The organism is Mycobacterium sp. SMC-13 (assembly GCF_045311035.1).
GTDB lineage: Bacteria > Actinomycetota > Actinomycetes > Mycobacteriales > Mycobacteriaceae > Mycobacterium.
This window is the reverse complement of the sequence record NZ_JBJIAI010000082.1, coordinates 1-1404: the sequence shown is the minus strand read 5'-3', so window position 1 is coordinate 1404 and position 1404 is coordinate 1. Positions and strand designations below refer to the sequence as shown.

1 protein-coding gene is annotated in these 1404 nt (G+C 62.5%); it reads right to left on the bottom strand.

From position 1 onward, the window contains the following. Positions 1 to 10 precede the first annotated feature (10 nt). On the bottom strand, positions 11 to 1234 hold the full coding sequence (locus tag ACJH6I_RS31755) for an ISL3 family transposase (RefSeq protein WP_212806588.1): 1224 nt from the start codon (positions 1232 to 1234) through the stop codon (positions 11 to 13). Between the last annotated feature and the right edge of the window lie 170 nt (positions 1235 to 1404).

The window sequence follows — 1404 nt, the reverse complement described above, 5'->3', positions numbered from 1 at the left end:
GTGCTACTCCTCACCTTCTCGTGGGTAGCTGAGGGTGGAGCCCGCCCAGGCAGAGATAGATCATTGAGGTCAGTGTTCGGGCGGAGTGGTGGCCGTAGCCGCGGGCGTTGATGAGTCGGATTTTGGCGTTGATGCCTTCGAGGAGGGCGTTGGAGATGCCGAGTTCCACGGCGGCGATGACGGCGTCGAAGTGTTCCTGTAGTCGTTTGCCGAGTTCGATGAAGGACGGGATACGGCTGCGTTTGGCGGCGGTGATCCAGGCTTTGAGTCGTTGACGGGCGACACCGGGTTCGTGTGGGAGTCGATACAGGTCGCGCAGCTGTTCTTTGAGGGCCCAGGCCCGGCCGACGTGACGGTTCGCGCGGGCGATCTGGTTGACCAGTTCACGTTTGTTGTCGGTGAGTTTGTTTTCGCCGGTGCGCAGCGCCCATCGGGTCTGGCGCCACTGCGCTGAGGTCATGGCGACTTTGTCCGGTCCGCTGGCGGCGGCGGCGAAGACCCGGTCCAATGCCCGGTTGACCCATTGCATGATGTGGAACGGGTCAAAGCAGATGGTGGCTTCCGGTAGGTGGGTTCGGGTGGCTCCGCGGAACGCCTTGCTCACGTCCATGCTCACGGCGGTGATCGTCTCTAGTGTCGAATCAGGTTGTTGTTCATAGAATTTCGATAGCGATTCTTCACTGCGTCCGGGCTGGACTCCGATGACGGTGCCGGTGTCGTGGTCGCCGACGATGGTCAGATATTTGTGCGGGTGGCGGTAGCAGATTTCGTCGACGCCGATCCGGTACAGGTCTGTGAGTCGTCGTTGGTCGAGCAGTTCGTCGACACCGCGGTTGATGATGGCGGTGACCGATTCCCAGCCGCACCGCATGAGCGTGGCCACGGTGGTGCGGTCGGTGCGTTGGGCCAGCCAGAGCACCGTGTCTTCGAAGTCTCGGGTGAATCGGGCACCGGGACGAGCCCACGGCACCTGCTCGGTGACGATGCCGCAGCGTGGGCAGTTCGTGCGGCGGATGTCGTAGACCAGCCACAGTTTCTTGCAGGCCAGATCCACATGGCGCCAGCGCCGGCGCCGGCGGTCATAACCGGCCCGCACACGTTTGCCGCACGGGCAGCGCATCGAGCGGGCTTTAAGGCCGACGGTGACTTCGATATCGCGGTCGCCGATGGTGACATCGGTGACGTTGGCTCCGGGGACCTGAAGTATTCGGTTAAATGCAGTACTGACGCGCACGCGGATCGTTCCTGGCGGTTGAGGTTGGTGTGGTAACCCCGAAACCTAGAGGGACACCGCGTGCGCGTCCTTCAACTCGCCGCCGACACGCTCAAAACCCCAGGCGCACAACCTAAAATAGCCCCTGAACAGCGCAAAGGCGCCCACGAAAACCCGTGGAGCGCCACATA